We start from the raw sequence: 20,951 nt of genomic DNA, 5'->3' as shown, positions 1-20,951 counted from the left end.
ACCGGCGGTGCTCAAGAGGGCCTTATATTCCCTCCACTGAGTTTCTTTACGAACTGGGATATAAAAATTATGATGAGGCAGTCTTGACAGCCACCCAGGACAGGAGTAGTTTTTTAAAATACTTCTATTAATCCTGGTCGATTATAGAATGCAAAGGAGGTCCCATATGATTGAAGCTCTACGGAAACTCGGCTTATCCGATCTTGAAGCCCGCTGTTATCTGGCGCTGCACGGTCAGCTCCCTTCTTCAGGCTACGAAGTCTCTAAGCAGGTGTCAGTATCGCGCTCCAATGTCTATGCTGCGCTGCGCGGCCTGGTGGAGAAAGGTGTCTGCCGTGCCGAAGAAGGGGATCCGATTACATTCGCGGCGATCCCGATCGGACAGGTTGTGAAGCTGCTGCAATCCGAATTCGAACGTACTGCCCGCCTGCTGGAGAGTGAGCTGACCACTCTGCCGGATACCCCGCCTTTCTTCAGTAACTGGAAGGGAGACCAGCAGGTTGATCTGGCGATCCGCCGGCTTGCCGCCAATGCCAGAGAGGAGATTCTGGTTGATCTCTGGGCAGAGGACCTGCATTGGGTCGAAGAATCGCTGCTTGCCGCAGAGCGCCGTGGAACGTCCGTTCATCTGATGGTCATCGGTGAAGCGCCAACGGAGCTTGAACGGGTAATCGTACATAGCGTGCCCCCCGGGGGGCCGCACCGGTCACGCAATTTCTCTATGCTGCTGGACAAGGAGACGGCGATTCTCGGCAGCTTCAGCCGGCACGCGCCGGTATCGGCGCTGGAGAGCAACCACCCGGCAGTGCTGAACGTCCTTCAGACCTCTTATTTCCACGATGTTGTGATGATGCGGATTGAAAGTGATTTTGCCAGGGAGCTGGAGGAACAATACGGGAAGGATTATGCCCTTATCCGGCGTGAGCATCCTGAGATGCACTCGAAGAACACGAAATACCTGTTAACCAGAGAGGATGACTTACATTGAATCACAACGGCTCGTCCGTGCTGCATAACCGCTCTTTCCTCCGTCTGTGGATCGCGCGGATATTCTCGACCAGCGCTTTTCAGATGCTGTCTGTCGCCATCGGCTGGCAGATGTACGCGCTGACTGACAGCGCCTTCCAGCTGGGCCTCGTCGGCCTGGCGCAATTCCTGCCCATGCTGCTGCTGACACTGCCGGCCGGGCAGACCGCTGACCGTTACGACCGCCGCACTATCGTCTATCTCTGCCAGCTGATGGAGAGCGTAGTCGTCCTGCTGCTCGTCCTCGGCAGTCTGCAAGGCTGGCTGGGCTCGCTTCACCTGCTGATCGCCGCCGCCATTCTCGGCGCCTGCCGCACCTTCGAAGGCCCAGCCTCTGCTGCGCTTGTGCCGGACATCGTGGAACGGGAACAGCTGCCGAAGGCCGCAGCCTGGTCCGCCTCCGCGATGCAGACCGCGATGATCGTCGGCCCGTCACTCGGAGGAGTGCTCGTCGTCTGGGGTACCGCCGCTGCCTACATTGCCTCGCTGGCTGCGCTACTGATCTCGACCGTGCTGATCTTCTTCGTCAAGACAGTTCACTTCGTGAAGAAGCTGGACGCCGTCAATATGGACACGTTCCTCAGCGGTCTGAAGTTTGTATTTGCCCGCAAAATCATTCTCGGCACCATATCACTTGACCTGTTCGCCGTGCTGCTTGGCGGTGCGACGGCCCTGCTGCCGATCTTCGCCGAAGATATCCTGAAGACCGGCTCGCTAGGTCTTGGGCTGCTCCGTTCTGCACCAGCAGTCGGGGCGATCCTTGTCTCGCTGATCCTAACCCGTTATTCAGTGGAGAAAGCAATCGGCAAGACCCTGTTCGCCTCCCTCGTTGTGTTCGCCTTGGCGACGATTCTGTTCGGTGTGTCCCACAGCTTCTGGCTCTCGCTCTTCGCGCTGTTCCTCATCGGCGCTTCCGACGTCGTAAGCGTCGTAATCCGTTCGACGCTCGTTCAGGTCAACACGCCGCAGGAGATGCAGGGCCGGGTCAATGCCGTCAACTCCCTGTTCATCGGCACCTCGAACCAGCTGGGCGAATTCGAGTCCGGGACGATGGCCGGTCTGGTCGGTGCTGTACCGGCGACAGTTATTGGCGGGCTTGGCACACTCGTCATCACCGTGATGTGGATGTATTGGCTCTTCCCGGTCCTCCGGACGCAGAAGACCTATATGGCGGAGAAAGGGTAATAGAGAGCGGTTATTGGAAAGTATTCACCTTAGATCATAATCTAAATAAAGTTAAGGCTGCCCATTTGGGCAGCCTTATTTGTGCGTTTATAAACACTCTTTATGCTTCAATACAATTTAGCCGCCGCCTCAGGAGTAAAGGCTTGAATCTCCTCCGCCCTGCCCTCACGTATTTTCCTCGCCCATGCCGGATCACCCAGCAGCGCGCGTCCGACCGCTACCAGATCAAACTCCTGGTTGTCCAGACGTTTGAGCAGCTCATCCATGCCCTGATGATCCGCTTCCTCTCCTTCAGCGGGATCATTGTCCATGCCTACGGAACCAACGGCAATCGTTGTCTTCCCGGTGAGCTTCTTCACCCATCCGGCGAGACCCAGCTCCGAGCCCGCGAATTCCGGGTCCCAGAACCGGCGGGTCGAGATGTGGAAGATATCCACACCTGCCTGTACCAGCACATCGAGGAATTGCTCCAGCTGCTCCGGTGTATCCACCAGCTTCGCTGTGTAATCCGCCATTTTCCATTGCGACAACCGGATAGCAATAGGATAATCCGGGCCGACTGCAGCGCGGACGGCCGCGACAACTTCGGCTGCGAAGGTGGTGCGCTTCAGGAAATCGCCGCCATAGCGGTCCGTCCGCTGATTCGTTTGTTCCCAGAAGAACTGGTCAATCAATAAGCCGTGTCCGCCGGAAAGCTCTATCCCGTCGAAGCCAGCCTGCTGTGCATTCACTGCTGCATCGGCATAGGCCTGAATGACGCCGGCAATTTCTTCTTCTGTCATCGGCTCGCTTATCTTGTTCCCCTGCATGTCTAGACCCGATGGACCGACCGATGGGGCATCCGGGATTGGCCCGGAGCCTGCGGGACGAATCATTCCCATATGTGACAACTGCGGAAAAATCATCGCGCCTGCTTCATGAACCTGTCTGACCACTTCCCTCCAGCCGTCCAGAGCGGCTTCACCGAAGAGATTAGGAAGTCCCGGATCAACGCTTGCAGCAGGATGGTCAATCATGCCAACGGTGATGATAAGCCCAACCCCATTCTCGGCACGGCGGCGGTAATAGGCTGCCATATCTTCACCCGGCACACCCTCCGGTGCAAAAGCACGCGCCATCGGTGACATTACAATCCGGTTCGGTATAGTTAATTGTTGAACCGTGTACGGTTCAAATAAGGACTCCAGGGTATGAATTTCCTCCTGTTGTTTAGTCATGGTTAACGCCTCCTGTAGTTGAATGATTAATCTCAAAGCGGGGTATGAATGCAATAGTAACAAGCTCCAGCCCCCCCTTCAACCAACAATCTGTCCAAGTTGTTGCTTAAGCTAGAGGCCGGAAAAACTGTCGTTTTGGATAATCCTATTTGTCGTCTGCCAAAAAGCTGATTATAATAAAGGGATTCTAATCTCTACTGAAAGGGGTGTTCACAGGATGGCTGGCGTACTTCCCCCCAATCCGAACGACCCGCGGGTGATCCGGACCCGTCAATTAATTCTGGACGCCTTCGTCCGGCAATTGAATATCATGGACTTCAACTCGATCACCGTCGGTGATATCACCAAGGCAGCGACGATTAACCGGACGACCTTTTATGCACATTTCCAGGATAAATATGCGCTGTTCGAAGCCTTTTTGTTAGATGCCTTTACAAATATGGTCCTCCATAAAGTCGATGCTCAAGGGCCGTTAACCGAGAAGACCCTACAGGAGCTTATCGTCGCATTATGTAATTATCATGAAACCAGCCACCGCTGTTTCAAAAGATATGATTCCGTAGCGCTCCTGCTTGAGGAGAATATCAAGCTGCATCTTGAGACCCTTATCCTGCAGCTGATTACCGGATCAGACACGGCTCCGGATTCGAAGCCGCTTGCCACTGCCGCCACCCTGCTAAGCTGGTCCTTATACGGCGTAACCTACCGCTGGAATGTGGAAGGCAGAGCAGAGTCTTCCTCCGAGCTGGCAGAGCGGGTGATGCCGCTGATCACGGGCGGATTTCCTATGTTCAATCCGCAAATTTCCTAATCAGACTGGCCCCAATTGTAAAAACAGCGGCAGCCGCAGATGAGAAAAATCAAATCCTGCACAGAATACAACATTTGCCTCGATATCTCGGCTCAAAACCAAGATTCTTGTATAAAAGGCAACAATTCACCATTTCAAAGCGACTTTGGTGGAATATTCTTGTATTTCATACAACAATCCTCCCGAACACCCGGCAATCCAGGAATCAAAGTTGTACAACGTACAACATTTATGCTTACAGCGCGTACGTGCGTACCTATGTCTCTCCAATCTGCCGGCACCCACTTCCCCAACCCTCACTTTTATAATTAATCAGCAAAAAGATGCCCCACCCGCCGGAATTCTCCAGCGGCGCAGGGCATCTTTTATCCAAACAACTATTCTAATTCAACGGTCTTATTCCCATCCGACTTCTCCGTGTCCTGATTGGTGATTCGTTTGAACATATAAGTCGCCATCTCCGCCAGATTACCGCTCTTCCAATATTCAGCGGCTTCGGCATGAACCTGAATCAGGATCACGTTCGGGTCATCATAGGTAGTCTTCAGGAACGTGTTATAGCCTGCACTCCAGAATTCTTTCTTCTTCTCCAGATCCTCGACAATCCTGGCGGTTCCACGAATGGAGACATAGGATTTGTCAGCGTACACTACATTAACCCTCGGATCATGGAGGATCTCATCGAACTTGCTGGTGTCCTTCTTCGTCAGGAACCACAGGTCTCCGTCAAACTCAACCTCCTGTGTCTTCATGGGACGGGATACCAGGCCTTCGGGTGAGATTGTTGTGAACATCGCTGTATCAATACCTTTGATAAGGTCTCTGACCGTCTCGACAGCTTCCTGATGACTTTTATCCAACGTTGACATGCTTATCGCCTCGTTTCTTCCGGGTTATGGGAATAGGATATCCAAATACGTACCTATTATTAACCCGATTAGGCGGTAATCTATCTCTAAAGGTTCAGTCACAGCTCACCGCCAGGTTTAGTATTCTCCTTTAATGACGAAGAATGAGCCCCGGATCGTTCCGGCCAGCTTAGACTTCTGCCTGGCGAATTTGAACTTCGTTTCTAACTCCTTAGGAATCTCCATGCCCTCAGAGAGCTTGAATCCGACAGCCCGCTTCTTGGGATCATCCACGGTATACATCACGTTAAGTGCCAGACCGTCCTCATAAAAGACGTAAGCAAACCGGATATTCTCTACCTGAAAACGCGAGGTTTCCAAAGGCTTGGCCGAAAATTCAAGATCACGCTCTTTTTTCAGAATTCCATTCACATAATCCAGGGTATCCTGGCTTTCGCTGGCCGGGACAACCGTGAACTCATGCTTGTACTTATTCATGAAGTAACGCGCTTCATTCGCACGCAATCCTGCAAGTGCCTCCACTACAGGCGACGACTCCAAACCAGCCGTAGACACCTCTTTGAAATCAACGATATTAGACATTTTCATCGCTCCTCTTATGTCCCGTTATTTACTTACAACAGGAATCCACATTTCACCTACGACCTGTCCGTCCTGCTGCCCCATCTCAACCGATGTATTGGGTCCGCCCACATAGGCGAAATCCTTCGCTTCCGGCAGGGCTTGACCAAAAGCAACTCCGGCAAGCTTATTATTCAGTTCATCAGCCGTTGCCGCTTCCCCTCTAACCACCAGGTATTTCCCCTTAGGAAACTGGATGACTCTAGCCTCTTCCGGCGCAGCTGCTTCGGTCATGACACCCGCATAATACATCATTTTGCTGTTTACCGCTTCACTCACGGCAAAGATATAGTCGTTGGCAGCCATCGCCTTCAACCTGTCGAGCCTACCATCTTCGCTGACAGCTTGCCAGAAGTCTGACTTTTCTTTGTTAATACCGGCATAATCCGTGTAATCGCTCTTAAGCTCTGTGCCCAAACCGATAACGATGAAGCTGTCTTTTTCCTCTAATGTGTAATTTGCCATGTCTGCAACCATCCTTTGTATTTGAAATTTGTCTTCTTGTCTTGATATGTATATGATAGCCTTAAATCATGTCATAAAATGAAACTGTTTAGGAGACGCGATGAAAAAAGTTGAACGGGTTAATGTCATCATGCGGTATATCAACAACCGGGCCCGCTTTACCATTACGGAAATCATGCAGGAATTTAACATCTCCCGCTCGACTGCGATCCGGGATATCCGGGAAATCGAGGCCTTGGGAATGCCGCTTGTCGCTGAAGTTGGACGGGATGGCGGGTATTCGGTCATGCATAATTCTGTCCTTCCAGTGGTCCGCTTTACAGATAATGAGGTCAAAGCTCTGTTCATTGCCTTCATGGCCACAAGAAACGGGCAGCTCCCTTATCTCAAGAGCCGTCAGTCTCTGACAGAGAAATTACTGGGCCTCATCTCGGAGAACCAGCAGGAGGACCTGGTCCTTCTGAATCAAATCCTGCTGTTTGAAGGGACTAACCCCAGCAATCCTGACTTGCTTGATTTGTCTGACCTCCCCCACCCCATGCTTGAAAAACTGATCCAGACCCTGCTGGTGGACCGCTATTTGCTGATCACCAGTGAAGAAGCGAAGAACATCCAAGCTTATCCCGTTTATCTCTTACGCCTCTATCGGGAGAAAAGCCTGTGGCTGATCGAGGGCTTTGACTTAAATGAAGAAAGGAAGCGGATAATTCCTGTGGACCAGCTCACGAGTGTTACCCCCTACCCGGACAAAAAGCGAATTAGCCAGAAGAAGATAATGGAAATACTAAGCAAACAGGAAGAAGAAAGCAACCTCGTCCTTGAGCTCGGCCCTAAGGCGATTGCCCAATTCAAGAAATATCATCCGTTGAAGGTATCCCTATCTTATACGAATCCTTACCAGACTACAGCTATTCTACGGACGTATATCCATGTGAATATGCCCGAAGAACTGACGGAAATGATCAATTGGCTGCTTTTTCTCGGCGGGGATATCAGAGTTAAGAAGGCGCCGGAAGAAATTTGGAAAGGGTTAAAAGAGAGACTGCGTATGTTATGCCTATAATCAGTTTGCCACCAAGTTCACCGGATATTCAGACCACACTTCTGGCCTCTATACAACCTGTCCAAAAGAGTTTAATATTTTGAAGTAGTGAAATGACAATATCTGATTTAGCTTCAGGGAACTTATCCGGAAAAGGAGACTTAAGAAACATGCTGGATTCAAACACAACCAACCTATTGAAAAAAACATTAAGAGCAAGTATCGGTAACCAGGAAATCGCCGGTGCGAACCTGATGGTCATTAAGGATGGCCGCGAGCTGTTCTATCACGAAGACGGCTTAGCCGATGTCGAAGCGGGACGGCCTATCGCCCGGGATTCGATCTTCCGTTTATACTCCATGACGAAACCGGTTACATCGGCCTCAGTCATGCTGCTGCTTGAGCGCGGAGAGATCGATTTGTTCGATCCGGTAAGCCGCTATATTCCAGGGTTCAAGAACCAGCTGGTCGAAAAGAACGGTGAACTGGTACCTGTCAGCCGGGAGGTTGTCATTCATGATCTGCTGAATATGACCTCGGGACTGGTATATGGAGGAGGAACTGACAAGGCCGCTCTGCATACGGAGGCTTTGTTCCAGGAGCTGGACAGCCGCTTGCACGGCGATAACCGGATGAGCACCATGGAATTCGCCACCCGTCTGGGTGAAGGCCCGCTTTCGTTCGAGCCGGGATCGTTCTGGCAGTACGGGACATCAGCGGATGTACTGGGAGCCGTTGTGGAAGCGGTTAGCGGGATGCGGTACGGGGAGTTTTTGGAGAAGGAAATATTCAGCCCGCTGCAAATGCAGGATACCGGCTTCTGGCTGCCTGAAGACAAAAGAAACCGCCTGGCGAAAGTATACCAGGATGACGGCGAAGGCGGACTGAAGCTGTATGCGGAGAGCCATCTGGGCATCTACCACCATATGGACCGGGAACCGGCATACGAGTCCGGCGGAGCGGGACTTGTCTCCACGATTGACGATGCTGCCAAATTCACCACCATGCTGATGAACCAGGGCAGCTTGAACGGCGTTCAGCTGCTCAAGCCAAGAACGGTTCAGTATATGACCACAGCTGTTCTAAGCGATTGTCAGCAAAAAGGCTTCGACACCTGGCATTCCCTGCAGGGATATAGCTATGGCAACCAGATGCGCATCCTGAAAGACACCGGAAAAGCCGGAGTGATCGGCGGCCAGGGTGAATACGGCTGGGACGGATGGCTTGGGGCTTACTTCACCAATAGTCCGCAAGACGGCCTAACCTTCCTGTTCATGATCCAGAAAAGAGATGCCGGCACTCTGCCTGTTACACGCAAGCTGCGTAATATTGTGTTCAGTTCCTTGTAAGGAATCATATATTCTTCGGCACTATAACAATAAAGGGTCCAGCTCTTGTCCTGAATACAGAACAAGAGCTGGACCCTTTATTATGAAATAAACCTGCGTCTTCTCCACGCTCTCTGCTGCATTACCAATTGGCGTTTTTCCTGTTCGTCTCAATGACTTCATGGAAACGGTCTGGGAAATTGGTATACACTCCATCCACACCCCAAGAATAGGCTTTATCCATATTGAGCTGATAATTAATGGTATAGGGCATGACCTTAAGTCCCGCCCGCTTTATCTGTGCCACATAAGATGCGCTGATTCCCTGGAAATTCGGGCTGATGCCGACCGCATAGGACTTGACGTCCGCCAGATAAGCTTCGGTAACTCTCACCGCGGTATAATCATTCCATACAAGCTGGTACAACGGAATATCCGGGTTGATGGAATGGAACTTCCGCAGACTGGCAGCGCTGAATGAATGGATAGCCACCACTTTTTCCAGATTATATTTCTTAATGTATTCGTTCAATAAGACTTCAATATTAATCTTGGGTGTAGACTCCTTGATTTCAAGGACATAGTTGATATCCTTGCCGAAGGTTTCGAATACCTCATCGAGGGTAGGAATGGTGGTCCCTGCATATATTTCTCTGGCAAACATCGGATACGCCTTATTGAACCACGACCCGGCATCCAGCTGTTTGATCTGCTCCAGAGTCATGTTCTTTACATACCCTTTGCTATTGGTCGTGCGGTTGACCGTATCATCATGGATGACGACAGGAATCTGATCCTTGGTGAGGTGGATATCGAGCTCAATCGAGTCGGAATCCATTTCACGTGCCAGCTCGAAGGCCGGCATTGTGTTCTCAGGAGCATATCCGGACGCACCACGGTGGGCAATCGTATATACTTTTTGCGCAGGATCGATAATTTCTTTCACTATAACCTGGACGGAGGGGAAAGAAGTGTACAGTGTTATAAGCAAGAGAATAAATATAAGCACATGCATTGCGATAAAATAAGCTTTATGGCTGACAATCTTCTTCATTCCGTCGTCCTCATTTTCCCGTAACCTTTACTTTTGCAAATATTATTATATTAACAGTTAGGGTCATTGAAATCCACATTTTTAATTACAGCACAAATCTAACAGCATAATTCTAAACAATCTCCTTGCCCGCCAGCAAGTTCAGCTTCACGTACCGGGATCCAGAAATAGTCAAAGGTCAGACCCGAGTCTTCTCCGGATGCTTCTATAGTATGTACCCAGTGAGCCGGACGCTCTTGGATTAACTCTAACTGATATACATGTCTTTCATGATATTGTTGTTTATACTCCGCGTAGTACAGATAAGTCTTCAAATGCTTGACTAACCGCAGCTCATCCTTCGTAATTCCTGATTCCTCCAGTATTTCCCGGAATAATGCCGATTCTATACTCTCGCCCGATTCTACAGTTCCGGCAGGAACTTGAACACCAGCTTCGGAGTAATCCCTGTGCCTGAACACGAGCAGCTTATCGTTATATATAATGTAGGCCAGTACTTTGGTGTGATACTGCATTAGGCCATTCCTCCATATTCCAGGAAACGGATTATGGCATTGTTTATGATATTGTGTGTCTTACGGGTTGTATTTGCCAGCACTAAATCTTCTTCGAACAGAGGTAAATCACTAAAAGTCATATGTGAAGCATTATGTACTTTGATGAACTCGCCAATTCCAGCTAATGTTCGGGATACGCGTTCTTGGCCTTCAATAAATTTGTCTGTAAGCTCTTCTCCCAATTTAGGGATGAGTTGTTCAAGATTCGATGCTTCTTGTTGTAACAAGAGCGTTAGAGGTCTATTTCCACCCTTCATATTTTCTTCTCTGAATAAATGCATGCTGGGATCTAATAGAATACATGCTTGTATCCGGTCATCCTGCAGTGCTATTTCTAATGAAGCAATACCGCCTAATGAATGGCCGGCAACTATGATTTTATCAAGTTCAAGGCATCCTATAAACGTATCATCTGTTGCATTCAGAGCCGGGAGATAGTCCAGCAGAAATTGAATGTCCTTTTTTCTTATCGAAACCAAATGATGTAAGGCCGGGTAATTAGTTGAACCTATTAGTCTCATTGCTTCGGATTGCTCCACAAATTCTCCTGTCGGGAGAATAGTGAACATTGCTTCATGGGACGCACTAATTGTAATGACAACCGAACCTTGCTTGACCAATTCTTCTATATTGTACATATACATATCCCTGTCTAATCCCAGAGCGGGAGAATAGATGATGACCGGACAGGTCCCGCTCAATTTCTGCGGGAATTTGGATGGCCGCACATGGGTTATACAGGAATCAAGCAGCTCCATATTCATTCCTATATCCTTAAGAATCCCCATAGCCCTCTGTTCGCAAGGCTGAAACAATTCGCTGTATTTCATCCCGAGATCGTTCATATCGGACTGATCAGGAAATGCACGATAATATATGCTTATTACCAATGTTCTTGTTGAGCCTTCTTCCTGAAATGTAACTGGCCTGTCCTCGTCTTTCAATACCCTTACTTCCCGGAAAATATGCATTACACTATTCCTCCTAATTATGATAATCCCAAACCGTTCATCACATAAGGACGTACCATGTCTACAAGCAAATCCTTACGTTCCCTCTCCCCGGCTTTAAACCATTGATACGCTGCGCTATAGATCGCTGAACCGGTCATGGCCGCAAGGATTGTTGTCTGATTGGGGTCTGCGGAATGAGGATAATCACCTTTTACAAAAATGCGCTCAATGATTTGCTGCAGCAGCCGTTTGATCTTCTCATCCACCAGCGTAGCAATCGATTTGGAATCCATCCGGCATATTTCATAAAAATCTAAGATGTACCGGTAAGTCATCAGGATCAGCTCGTTACATATTTCATCCGTGAACTTCAGCGCATGCTCCACGGGTCCGGGAATCATCTTGCGGAAAGCCTGTTCGATGATTTCATCCAGCAACGCATATTTATCTTCGTAATGGGTATAAAATGTTGCGCGGTTAATGGTAGCTCTCTCTGCGATATCTTTAATAGTAATGTCATCGAAGCCCTTTTGCCTCAGCAATTCCCGGAAGGCCTCCCTGATCAGCTGCCCTGTGCGCACAACCCTTGGATCTATCTGGTTTACCATAGCTAACTCCTCTGCTTAGACATCACATCTCAGCTTATGTTGTTTATCCGACTTATCGCTGAGTCTGCCGATTGAACTCCTATATAAACCGTACTATGATCTATCGTATCAGACATGTATTGTTTAAACAATGTGTGTCACCTAACTGAGAGGACAGATGAACTTGAATACACAACCAGACAGAATACTGATAGTTGGCGCCGGAGTGATTGGCAGTGTGTACGCACTCCAATTTGCCCGGTCAGGCCTGGACGTTACATTGCTGGCCCGGGGCAAGCGGCTGGAGACTCTTCAGAAGGAGGGTCTGCGATATCATGAGAATGGCGCAACACAGCAGATCCCGGTGAAGACGATTGCGGAGCTGGCTGACGATGACATCTATGATTTCATCTTCGTTGCGGTACGTTATGATCAGGCGGAGTCTGCCCTTAAGGCGATTAAGGATAACGGAAGCGAAACCATGATTACGTTGACTAACACGATTGGTTATGACTCCTGGCTTGATATCGCAGGTACGCGGCTGCTTCCAGGCTTCCCGGGTGCAGGCGGAGACCTCAGAGAGGGAGTGCTCTACGCCCGGTTTGGAACGGAGCCAGCGCAAGGGACTATATTTGGTGAAATCAGCGGGCAGACGACCGAAAGAGTACATCGTCTTGCCGGACTACTTGAGCAAGCAGGTCTAAATCATATAATCGAACCGGATATTAAGGCCTTTCATATCTCCCATGCAGCCTTGGCAGCAGTCAATAAGCACTTCTATACAGATGACGGTATGGGTATGGTGGATCTGGAGACGGCCAGAAGTGACAGTACGCTAAGCAAGCTTGCTGCTGATATTAAACGCAATATCCAACTGGTTGAGCAGTCTGGAATTAGAGTCATCCCGCCGGAAACGAAGCAGATGGCTGAATTGCCGGAAGAGGAGATTATCGCCCGGTACCGGCAGATGCTGAGCAACGACTTCATCATTGATGTTAAGCTTGGAAATCAGGCTGTCAGCAGAAGAGCGGAGATCATGTTACTGGACAAAGCGTTTGGGGATGGACAATTGTTGCAGCAAACTACATCCTAACTATTTCATGCTTAAAAAGCGGCATTTCCCCAGTATCAAATGGTGGAATGCCGCTTTATTTGTGATTCAACTTCCCATATATCTCTCCACACCGGCCGGATCCATGAGCACCATCTGCTTGTTTCCAATCAGCTTGATAAGACCTGAATCTTCAAACCTGGAGAACTTCCTGCTGATGGTCTCTCGTGTTACTCCGACATAACTAGCGAGTTCCTCACGGGATAGCGGAAGGTCGATATGAATACGGCTGCCATGCCTTTTACCGTATTTGTCACTGAGTTCCATGATCATGCAGGCAATCCGGATCTCCGGGTCTTTGGTTGCCAGGCTCTGCGCCAGATTCTCCGTGTGGGCGAGTCTTTTGGTTAGACTTTTCAGCAGCCGGAGAGAGATATCCGGATTATCAGTCATTAACTGCTCCATATCCTTCCGGGTCAGCATACAAATATTAGTGTCTTTCAGTGCATATGCGTTAAAGTTACTTCGCTCATCACTGTTAAAAATACTAAGCTCCCCGAAGAAATCCCCATTCGTCAGGATGTGCAAGATTTGTTCCTTGCCTTCAGGAGTCATTTTGGATAGCTTCACATGCCCCTGTTGAATAATGTGCAGCGTATCTGAAGGCGCCCCCTCGAGAATTAACGGCTGACCTTTGGTATACTTGCGGTGCTTTATCATAGCACTAATTCTGGTGAGATCATCGTCCGTCAATGCAGCAAAAATCGGTACCTTGCGTGTACAAGGTTCTGCGGCGTGCTGGCAGGAGTGCTCTTTCATACCGTTCCCCCTGAAATGTAATGTAGAAGCCCTTTATGGTTTAATGTGTGATGGATTTTTTGTCCTCAACCGCTACGAAATGACTTGTGTCCTCCCCGCAGACCGGACATACCCAGTCCTCAGGCAAATCTTCAAATGCGGTGCCTGCTTCTACGTCCTCATCAGGGTCGCCTATTGCCGGGTCATAGATATAACCGCAAGGTGTACAGATGTATTTCTTCATTCTTATCAGCTCCTAATAGGTTGTGGTCTAGTTCAATCGGAATTGTACTTCAGTCATAATGGCATCGATGTTATTGCGGGCAAGAGAAATCCCGGTCAGGCTGATTCCCTGCTCTACAGCCGATTTATACGTCAGGGAGGCAGCAGCTCCCTGCCAGGATATCGCACCGGTGATTGTATTATCTTTCACATAGATTCGCGTATAGGCTCCATTCTCTTCTCCGCTTACCGCCACATCGCATTGCCGTTCATCTGTGTTGCCAATGGAGAACAGAGAAATCCCAAAAGCATTAAACAAAGTAACCGGTACCGCTCTGCGGTAAACGGTCAGACTGTCAGTCATGTTGCTGCCGGCAATCCTGCCCTGTTCTATTGCGCCGCCCCATAGTCCTTCAACATGCCCGTTAATTTCAGCAACATCACCGGCAGCATAGATGTTCGGATCACTGGTTTGCATTTGTTCGTTTACAATAATGCCGTTCCGGACTTGAATAGCCGATCCGCTTACAATCGCCGTGTTCGGGACAATTCCGATAGAGTATACAACATGCTCACACGGGAAGTTAGAACCATCGTCCAGCGTAATCCCGGTAACATAATCCGTACCCGCAATAGAGGTTACCCCAGCTTGCAGGATCACCTTCACTCCGGATTGCTCCAGAGTTTCCTTAAGCAGGCTGGATGAGTGCCCGTCCAGCTGTCTGCCCATCAAGGATGGGGCTGCTTCGATCACGGTGACCTCATAACCTGCTTCGAACAAGGCCCAAGCCGTCTCGATGCCCTGCACGCCGCCGCCAATTACGGCTACACGGCTGCCCTCCTGCAAGCTGTCTTTTAGCCGGTCCGCATCGTTCATGTCTCTGATGGTGTGGACATTGTGAAGTCCGGCACCTTCGATAGAGAGTGCGCGGTTCCTCGCGCCCATACATAACAGCAGCTTATGATACCCCACCCGCTGGCCGTCTTCTGTCTCTATCATTTGACGATCCGGGTGAACAGCTGCTATCCGGGTCGAGGTCTTGACGGTGATACGGTTATCGCGGTACCATTTCTCCTTCTTGATCAGCACCCTCTCGCTGTGCAGGTCGGTGAACAGGCCTTTGGTCAGCTTAATCCGGTTATACGGAAGCCCGCTTTCCTCCCCAAGGATCGAAATTTCCGCTTCAGCGTCCTGATCCCGTATTGCTTTGGCGGCATGGACGGCGGATACGCCGCCGCCGACGATTACATAATGCTTCGTCATGAGTTGTTCCTCCCCCTAGATTGAGCTCAGCAGCAGATCCGATACAAATTCAGCCGCATTTTTAATTTTCTGGACCTTCTCCGGCTCTTTAGGGGAGAATCTTACTCTTACCGGGAACTCAATATGTGTCATGCCCGTGGTTTTGATCACCTCTGAAGTGCTTTGCACGGTCATATTCGTTCCGTTCAGATAGTCCTGAATGACCTCAATAGCTTCTCCGCTCCAGCCGTACGAACCAAAGGATGCAGCAAGCTTGCCTTCCAGATTCATATGCTGCAGCTCTTTGAGAACAGCCTCCAGGTTCCCGATCATATCCGCATATTTAGTAGAGCTGCCGATAAAGACCGCGTCTGCAGAAGCAATACTGTTCAGAATATCCGCAGTGCTGCTTTTATCCGCATCCCAGACTTCTGTTCCGATATTATTCTCCTGCAGGCAATCCTGGATGATTTTGGCCATCTTCTTCGTGCTGTTCTTGATGGTGGTATATACAATAACTGCTTCTTTACCTTGAGTCGTTTCGCGGCTCATCGAGGCATATAGATCAATAAATTTAGGGATGTCCTGCCGGATCAGGAATCCATGGGATGGGGCAATCATACGGATATCCAGATCCCTGACCGCTTCCAGCAGTGTTCTTACATATCTTCTGTGCGGATGAATAATGGCAGCATAATAACCCTTGTAATCTTCGGTGATATCAAATCCCGCTTCATCACTGAACAGATTCTCCACAGCTACATGCGTACTGAAGATATCGCAAGGGAACAGGATTTGATCCTCGATACAATACGTGATCATCGTCTCGGCAGTATGAAGGTACGGCGTTTCTTTAAACAGCAGTGTTTTCCCGCCGATATCCAGCGTATCGCCATCTTTAACGACCAGGAAGTTCCGGCTGTGCAGCTTATACATTTCCTGCAGCTCCGGTACAGCGATTTCGGTGCACACGATCGTGGCATTTAGAGCCTGGGAAGCCAGGGCTGCCAAGCCGCCGGAATGGTCAGGCTCCGTATGGTTAATTACGATGTAATGAATATCCATGAGGTCAATCATGCCCGCGAGACACTCGGCATATTCCCGGCCGAACTCCATATCTACCGTATCAATCACGGTCGGCTTGCCCGTTTTTAACAGATAGGAATTATAGGTTGTTCCTTTAGCCAGAATCAGGCGGTGGAACGGAACCTGACGATTATCTATTTTGCCTACCCAGTAAGTATCTCCGGCGATTTGTTTGAATTGTGTGCTCATTTGCTAACCTCCATTGTTTGATTGATAATCCTTATCAGCAACCTTATTCTATTACGGCCGCCAACCAAAAAGGAGGATTCAAATCAAATTCCGGAAGTTTATGAAAAAGCTTAACGGTATACTTTTAATTTAGCTGATGGAGCAGAAAGGATGGTGCGCCTGGTCACAGTTGGACAGAAATAATGAAATTTCTCTTGCTTGTCAGCGGTCAAAATAAAAAGCCGAACCCCATGGGATCAGCTTTTCTTAGCGACAAACGTTATACAATCCGAAGTCAGCCTGACAGGCTCACCCTTTCTGCTGATTTCATATTCCAGCGGTTTTACGAACCGTTGTTCAATTTGCCAGCCCGCATAGTGATGATCTAACAGCTCAAACATTCTTGTTGTAGACAGATTCACTTCAAACATGGGATCCAGCTCTTGCGTATGTACGAGGTTAACTTCACGAATGTTCGACGCAATAATGATACAGTTCGCTCCATTCATTCTTGTCCCTGCATTCATTTCCCGCAGTTTCCGCTCCAGCGCCTGCTCTGAACTGACATGCTCCAAAGACGATACGGCTACGATAATATCATACTCATCTTGTTCAATGGTGAACTGCTCAATATCAGATAACCTAGGTACTATGTATTGTTCGACTCCAAATTCCTGACTGTAACGATACAGTTTATCTATAGCCGATTCCAGCAGATCTACGCATACCACTTTACCATTTCTGTGCTTCAAAGATTCAGCAATAGGAATGCTGTTCCGGCCGATCCCCGATCCTAAATCTAGCACACTTAAGTATTCCTGCTCCTTATATTTCTCTAAAAGGTTGATCACCGTCGCAACGGGCCTGTGCAGCCAGGACCCTGGCTTGAATAAGTCATATGTATCGTAACAATAATCATGATATTGCTTCTCTTCGGACCTGATATGGGCTATTCTGTCCATTGGTTCACCTCAAGTTTTCTACGATTCTAGTTCATTCTGTATTTGCTTTATTCAGGAACTTCAATATATTCGGATACTCTGGATTTCAGGATTTCTATTAGTTCTTCATCCATATATCTATAGTCGTCCTGAATATCGAGACAGATCACCCGTGTGTTCTTTAGGGAGTGTGGAAATTTATCTTTCAGCCTTCTAGTATGCTTCTTCTCCATTACGAATATCAGATCAGACCATCCGATATGTCCTTCGGTCACCTTTATTCTTGCTCCTTCTTCCGTGCCTGCCGACCTCACTTCGTAACCGTTGTATCCGTTAAAAATCTTCTCAGCAGTCAAACTGCGCCACTTATTCCGGCTGCAGATAAAAAGTAGTTTAATGTTGTATCACCTCTATTATTAACTTTGGGTTTCCTAGTAATGTGCTCTTATTAATTTATAGTTTATATTTTCTATGAATTGTTCAATCCTAACCACTTCATCTTCTTCAGGATTCATGATCTCAATAACATATTTTGCAAAACCCATCGGCCAAATATAATGCAATTCATTTAATGATAAGGCCGAGGCGCAGCAAGGTGAAATTATTGATAATTCATTAAAATGGGTTGAACTTTTTATATCCATTTGCTCAGCCCACCAATCGGGTTCTAAATACGTCAGGCAATGATTGCATCTAATCCCTTCAAAATTTGATCCACTATCTATAAATGTTACTTCATTAAACAGCTGTTCACTTATTTCTTTATTAACAGCCATTATTCTCAATTGATTTCTAATTGTATTTCTCTCTTTTTCGCCGGGGATGGTTTTCTCATGCTTTGGTATGATTTTTACAATGTAATTAGACAATATGATTCCTCCTATTCCCTGCTTGAACTGCAGGTTGTCCGTAACGAGAGCCGCATGTAAGCTTTAACTGTGTTATGTACAACTAAAGCGATCGATTATTGCGTTGAGAGTGTTTTAATTGTATTTTCTACAATTAAAAATCATCATATTTCGTAAGAGAAGACTTCCCGCTATCTTTAGTTGTACAGAATACAATTAACCCCTTAAATCTGGTTTCTCACCATTATTAAACTGTACGAAGTACAGTTATTTGTATGCACTCCACACTAGTTACTTACTCTCAATAGATTTGGAGGCATAGGCTTCTAAAGAGCAGGTCATTTTTAAGTTCGATTTATTTAGTGAATTAGAATTATACTTCATGTATTAACGTCTAACATAACCACATTTCCAAGAAAAGCTGATTGCATCAAATCTATGGTATCTTTCTATTTATCTACGGTCAATCTCATTTCTGGCTCTCAAGATGGTGTTATCTATAATAATTTATAACATTATAAAGAAAAACCCGCATATAATGCGGGTTACAAACAACACCTAAACCAAATATCTCCCCGTGATCGAATGCTCCGCATCAATAATCTGCGAAGGTGTGCCCTCGAACACCACTTCGCCGCCCTTGCTGCCTCCGTCCGGACCCATGTCGATGATCCAGTCTGCCTGGCTGATCACATCGAGATTATGCTCGATGACGATCACCGTATTGCCGGCATCCACAAGCCGGTTCATGATCTCCAGGAGGTGGCCGATGTCGGACATATGCAGGCCGGTCGTTGGCTCGTCCATCACATAGATGCTGCCCTTCTTATGCAGCTCGCTGGCCAGCTTAATGCGCTGGCATTCTCCGCCCGAGAGCGTGCTGAGCGGCTGGCCGAGTGTAATATAGTTCAGCCCCACATCACTCATAGCCTGAAGCTTGCGCACCACCTCTTTGAGCTGCAAGAACTCAAGGGCCTGTTCAACAGTCATCTCCAGGACCTCGGCAATGGATTTGCCGTTCAGCTTGTAGGCAAGCACTTCCTCCTTGAACCGTCTGCCTCCGCACACTTCACAGGGCAGCTTCACACTGTCGAGGAAACCAAGGTCTGTATACACGACACCAAGTCCCTGGCAATTCTCGCAGGCGCCCTTGGAGTTGAAGCTGAACAACCCCTGATTGACTTTGTTGGCCGTTGCGAAAGCCTTGCGGACATCATCCATGATTCCTGTATAGGTGGCAGGATTCGAGCGTGTTGAGACGCCTATTGCCGATTGGTCAATAACGATCGTATCCGGATGCTGACTGAGAAAGACATCATTAATCAGCGTGCTTTTGCCAGAGCCTGCGACACCCGTAACCACAGTCAGCACACCGGTTGGAATATCTACACTGACATTCTGCAGGTTGTGCAGAGAGGCATTCTGAATCGGCAGCTTGCCGGAAGACGGTCTGCAATCCTGCTTCAGCTGAAGCGGCCGTTTCATATGGGTGCCTGTCAGCGTACCAGATTCCAGCAAGCCATGGAAGCTTCCTTCGTACACAATGTTGCCGCCGCGGCTGCCGGCATGTGGTCCTACATCGACAATATGATCTGCGAGCTTGATCACATCGGGATCATGTTCAACGACAATTACCGTGTTTCCTTTGTCACGGAGCTTCTCCAGCAGCTCATTTAACCGGTGGACATCGCGCGGGTGCAATCCGACGCTTGGCTCGTCGAAGATGTAGGTAACATCCACCAGGCTGCCGCTCAGATGCTTCACCATCTTGACCCGCTGCGATTCTCCGCCGGATAGCGTATCTGTCTCACGGTCCAGCGTCAGGTAGTCCAGCCCGATATCCGCCAAGTGCTGCAGACGTTCCGCGAGCGACTGAACAACCGGAGCAGCGGCAGGATCCGTTATCTTCCGGATGGTGCGGATTAGCTGACCGACTTCCATCGCCGACAGCTCCGCAATGTTCCTTCCATTGATCCGGCAGCTGAGTGCAGCCTGACTGAGTCTTGCCCCATGGCAGCTGGGGCAGGTTCCTTCAGTGATGAACGGGGCAACCATTTTTTGCGTGCGCTCGGATTTGGTCTTCACGTCCTGCCGGATATACTTGCCCGTGAACTTCTCTATAACGCCTTCCACAGTAATATTGGTTGCTTTTCCGGCAAAATCCATCTTCACTTTCCTTGCTTTGCCATACAGCAGCTCCTCCAGATCCGCCTCTGAATATTCGCTCAGCTTCTTGTCCAGATCGAAGTCACCAGCCTGTACGATCATGTTCCAATCCCAGCCGCCGACTGCATAGTCCGGCAGCATAAGGGCTCCCTCATTCAACGATTTGGACATGTCCACTGCCCGGCTCATATCGACGCCGAGCTTGCGGCCGATCCCGTTACATTCGGGACACATCCCCTGCGGATCGTTGAACGAGAACATGTTCACACCGCCTACATGAGGCTGACCCACTCTGGAGTACAGCAGACGGAGAATAGGCGAGATGTCAGTGATCGTCCCCATCGTAGAATGAGAACCGCCGCCCAGCCGCTTCTGATCTACGATAACAGCCATGCTCAGGTTCTCGATCCCGTCTGTATCCGGTTGCGGATAACGCGGAAGGAAGGTTCGCACGAACATGCTGAAGTTCTCATTGAGCAGCCGCGTGGATTCTGCAGCAATCGTATCGAAGACGATGGATGATTTGCCGGAGCCGGATACTCCGGTGAAGATGGTGATTTTCCGTTTCGGGATACGCAAGGACACGTTCTTAAGGTTGTTCTCCCTTGCACCGGATATCACGATATACTCCTGATTCATTTCGTTCATGTTTAACATCCCTCCAGGTGGTAAAGATTTCTTTTGTTTCTATTATCCTTAGCATTATCCTTAGC

At 48.7% G+C, this 20,951-nt stretch carries 22 protein-coding genes; 6 read left to right on the top strand and 16 right to left on the bottom strand.

What is annotated here, in order from left to right; genetic code table 11:
• Positions 1-166 precede the first annotated feature (166 nt).
• A complete protein-coding gene (locus PBOR_RS17645; RefSeq protein ID WP_042213850.1) occupies positions 167-988 on the top strand; it encodes a TrmB family transcriptional regulator in 822 nt (273 codons plus the stop codon).
• Between the two features lie 17 nt (positions 989-1,005).
• Positions 1,006-2,211: an MFS transporter gene (locus tag PBOR_RS17640; RefSeq protein WP_245648269.1), complete on the top strand. Its 1,206-nt coding sequence runs from the start codon at positions 1,006-1,008 to the stop codon at positions 2,209-2,211.
• A 107-nt stretch (positions 2,212-2,318) separates the two neighbouring features.
• Here the strand turns inward: PBOR_RS17640 and PBOR_RS17635 are convergent, their stop codons facing one another.
• Positions 2,319-3,428 (bottom strand): NADH:flavin oxidoreductase, encoded by a 1,110-nt coding sequence (locus PBOR_RS17635; protein WP_042213846.1) that lies wholly within the window; start codon positions 3,426-3,428, stop codon positions 2,319-2,321.
• 217 nt (positions 3,429-3,645) lie between these two features.
• Between PBOR_RS17635 and PBOR_RS17630 the strand changes: the two genes are divergently transcribed.
• Entirely contained in the window at positions 3,646-4,239 is a 594-nt protein-coding gene (locus PBOR_RS17630; protein ID WP_042213843.1) for a TetR/AcrR family transcriptional regulator, read from the top strand.
• Positions 4,240-4,616: 377 nt separating this feature from the next.
• On the opposite strand, the gene PBOR_RS17625 is transcribed toward PBOR_RS17630, so the two are convergent.
• The 3 genes from PBOR_RS17625 to PBOR_RS17615 all read right to left on the bottom strand — a co-directional run bounded on the left by PBOR_RS17625 (position 4,617) and on the right by PBOR_RS17615 (position 6,194).
• Complete coding sequence (locus tag PBOR_RS17625; RefSeq protein WP_042213839.1) at positions 4,617-5,108, bottom strand: pyridoxamine 5'-phosphate oxidase family protein; 492 nt, start codon at positions 5,106-5,108, stop codon at positions 4,617-4,619.
• Between the two features lie 117 nt (positions 5,109-5,225).
• Positions 5,226-5,690 (bottom strand): DUF8821 family protein, encoded by a 465-nt coding sequence (locus PBOR_RS17620; protein WP_042213837.1) that lies wholly within the window; start codon positions 5,688-5,690, stop codon positions 5,226-5,228.
• Positions 5,691-5,714: 24 nt separating this feature from the next.
• Positions 5,715-6,194: a GyrI-like domain-containing protein gene (locus tag PBOR_RS17615; RefSeq protein ID WP_042213835.1), complete on the bottom strand. Its 480-nt coding sequence runs from the start codon at positions 6,192-6,194 to the stop codon at positions 5,715-5,717.
• Between the two features lie 100 nt (positions 6,195-6,294).
• Here PBOR_RS17615 and PBOR_RS17610 point away from each other — a divergent pair, with 100 nt between their 5' ends.
• Positions 6,295-7,257, top strand: coding sequence for a helix-turn-helix transcriptional regulator (locus PBOR_RS17610; protein ID WP_042213833.1), 963 nt, complete (start codon positions 6,295-6,297; stop codon positions 7,255-7,257).
• 149 nt (positions 7,258-7,406) lie between these two features.
• Positions 7,407-8,585, top strand: coding sequence for a serine hydrolase domain-containing protein (locus PBOR_RS17605; protein ID WP_042213830.1), 1,179 nt, complete (start codon positions 7,407-7,409; stop codon positions 8,583-8,585).
• Positions 8,586-8,706: 121 nt separating this feature from the next.
• Here the strand turns inward: PBOR_RS17605 and PBOR_RS17600 are convergent, their stop codons facing one another.
• The 4 genes from PBOR_RS17600 to PBOR_RS17585 all read right to left on the bottom strand — a co-directional run bounded on the left by PBOR_RS17600 (position 8,707) and on the right by PBOR_RS17585 (position 11,736).
• Positions 8,707-9,618 (bottom strand): glycerophosphodiester phosphodiesterase family protein, encoded by a 912-nt coding sequence (locus PBOR_RS17600; RefSeq protein ID WP_052429523.1) that lies wholly within the window; start codon positions 9,616-9,618, stop codon positions 8,707-8,709.
• A 98-nt stretch (positions 9,619-9,716) separates the two neighbouring features.
• A complete protein-coding gene (locus tag PBOR_RS17595; protein WP_042213828.1) occupies positions 9,717-10,133 on the bottom strand; it encodes an NUDIX hydrolase in 417 nt (138 codons plus the stop codon).
• Positions 10,133-11,146 (bottom strand): alpha/beta hydrolase family protein, encoded by a 1,014-nt coding sequence (locus PBOR_RS17590; RefSeq protein WP_042213825.1) that lies wholly within the window; start codon positions 11,144-11,146, stop codon positions 10,133-10,135. The genes PBOR_RS17595 and PBOR_RS17590 overlap by 1 nt, the downstream gene beginning before the upstream one ends.
• A gap of 17 nt (positions 11,147-11,163) precedes the next feature.
• Positions 11,164-11,736, bottom strand: a complete 573-nt coding sequence (locus PBOR_RS17585) for a TetR/AcrR family transcriptional regulator (protein WP_042213822.1) — start codon at positions 11,734-11,736, stop codon at positions 11,164-11,166.
• A 163-nt stretch (positions 11,737-11,899) separates the two neighbouring features.
• On the opposite strand from PBOR_RS17585, the gene PBOR_RS17580 reads away from it, so the two are divergent.
• Positions 11,900-12,808 carry a ketopantoate reductase family protein gene (locus PBOR_RS17580; protein ID WP_042219552.1) on the top strand — a complete coding sequence of 303 codons (909 nt, stop codon included), beginning with the start codon at positions 11,900-11,902 and terminating at the stop codon, positions 12,806-12,808.
• A 66-nt stretch (positions 12,809-12,874) separates the two neighbouring features.
• Here PBOR_RS17580 and PBOR_RS17575 read toward each other — a convergent pair whose 3' ends face one another.
• The 8 genes from PBOR_RS17575 to PBOR_RS17540 all read right to left on the bottom strand — a co-directional run bounded on the left by PBOR_RS17575 (position 12,875) and on the right by PBOR_RS17540 (position 20,886).
• Positions 12,875-13,585, bottom strand: coding sequence for a Crp/Fnr family transcriptional regulator (locus tag PBOR_RS17575; RefSeq protein WP_042213820.1), 711 nt, complete (start codon positions 13,583-13,585; stop codon positions 12,875-12,877).
• Between the two features lie 40 nt (positions 13,586-13,625).
• The gene (gene rd / locus PBOR_RS17570) at positions 13,626-13,808 is read right to left on the bottom strand and encodes a rubredoxin (RefSeq protein WP_042213817.1); all 183 of its coding nucleotides are present in this window, start codon (positions 13,806-13,808) and stop codon (positions 13,626-13,628) included.
• Positions 13,809-13,835: 27 nt separating this feature from the next.
• Positions 13,836-15,050: an NAD(P)/FAD-dependent oxidoreductase gene (locus PBOR_RS17565; protein ID WP_042213814.1), complete on the bottom strand. Its 1,215-nt coding sequence runs from the start codon at positions 15,048-15,050 to the stop codon at positions 13,836-13,838.
• Between the two features lie 15 nt (positions 15,051-15,065).
• Complete coding sequence (locus PBOR_RS17560; RefSeq protein ID WP_042213812.1) at positions 15,066-16,304, bottom strand: FprA family A-type flavoprotein; 1,239 nt, start codon at positions 16,302-16,304, stop codon at positions 15,066-15,068.
• Positions 16,305-16,540: 236 nt separating this feature from the next.
• Positions 16,541-17,245: a class I SAM-dependent methyltransferase gene (locus PBOR_RS17555; protein ID WP_042213810.1), complete on the bottom strand. Its 705-nt coding sequence runs from the start codon at positions 17,243-17,245 to the stop codon at positions 16,541-16,543.
• A gap of 47 nt (positions 17,246-17,292) precedes the next feature.
• Positions 17,293-17,622, bottom strand: coding sequence for a low molecular weight protein tyrosine phosphatase family protein (locus tag PBOR_RS17550; RefSeq protein WP_042213807.1), 330 nt, complete (start codon positions 17,620-17,622; stop codon positions 17,293-17,295).
• Positions 17,623-17,655: 33 nt separating this feature from the next.
• Positions 17,656-18,093 carry a hypothetical protein gene (locus tag PBOR_RS35525; RefSeq protein ID WP_052429522.1) on the bottom strand — a complete coding sequence of 146 codons (438 nt, stop codon included), beginning with the start codon at positions 18,091-18,093 and terminating at the stop codon, positions 17,656-17,658.
• Positions 18,094-18,630: 537 nt separating this feature from the next.
• Positions 18,631-20,886, bottom strand: coding sequence for an ATP-binding cassette domain-containing protein (locus PBOR_RS17540; protein ID WP_042213805.1), 2,256 nt, complete (start codon positions 20,884-20,886; stop codon positions 18,631-18,633).
• Positions 20,887-20,951 lie beyond the last annotated feature (65 nt).

It is taken from the genome of Paenibacillus borealis (genome assembly GCF_000758665.1).
Taxonomy (GTDB): Bacteria; Bacillota; Bacilli; order Paenibacillales; family Paenibacillaceae; genus Paenibacillus_AQ; species Paenibacillus_AQ borealis.
Note: the sequence above shows the minus strand (reverse complement) of the source record. Positions and strands in the feature narration are given on the sequence as shown.